This is a genomic window from Pseudomonas sp. EA_65y_Pfl1_P113 (genome assembly GCF_963970525.1).
GTDB classification, from domain to species: Bacteria; Pseudomonadota; Gammaproteobacteria; order Pseudomonadales; family Pseudomonadaceae; genus Aquipseudomonas; species Aquipseudomonas tritici.
The window spans coordinates 1-468 of sequence record NZ_CAXAQM010000504.1 but is presented as its reverse complement, the minus strand read 5'-3'; the positions used below and the strand labels follow the sequence as shown (position 1 = coordinate 468).

Sequence of the window (468 nt, the reverse complement as noted above, 5' to 3'; positions counted from 1 at the left end):
ATCTGTTCGGACGCGCCGATGACCCGCAGCGTGATGCTGACGGCATAAGCGATCAGTGCGGTCCAGACGTAAAAGCGCCGCGAGCGCCGCCCCTGCAGGATGCCGAGCTTATAAAGCGCGGCACCGATCAGCATGACGCTCGCCGCTTCCCATACGAACAATATCTCGAGGAACTGCGACTCGATATCGAGGAAGGAGCCCCATTGTGCGTGCGCCCAGGTGATGAAAGTGCCCTTGCGCGCTTTGTCTTCGGCGGCGATGTCGTTGTGCGATTTGGCGCGGGCCTCGGCGCGCTTTTTGTCCCGCTCGGCCTTGTCCTTCAGGACCTTGCGTTCTTCCGCGGTCGGCTTGGTTCCGGCGGCCACCTTGGCCTCGATCGCCGCCACTTGCGCGCGCGTCTGCAGCGTCAGGTAATAGCCGAAATACCCCCCGCCCCCCAATTGGAACAACGCCAGCGTCAGGCCGATC

General features: G+C 63.0%; 1 protein-coding gene. It reads right to left on the bottom strand.

Annotation, left to right across the window (positions count from 1 at the left end; genetic code table 11):
* On the bottom strand, positions 1 to 468 hold a 468-nt coding region (locus AACY52_RS30790; protein ID WP_339561461.1), incomplete at both ends, for a hypothetical protein.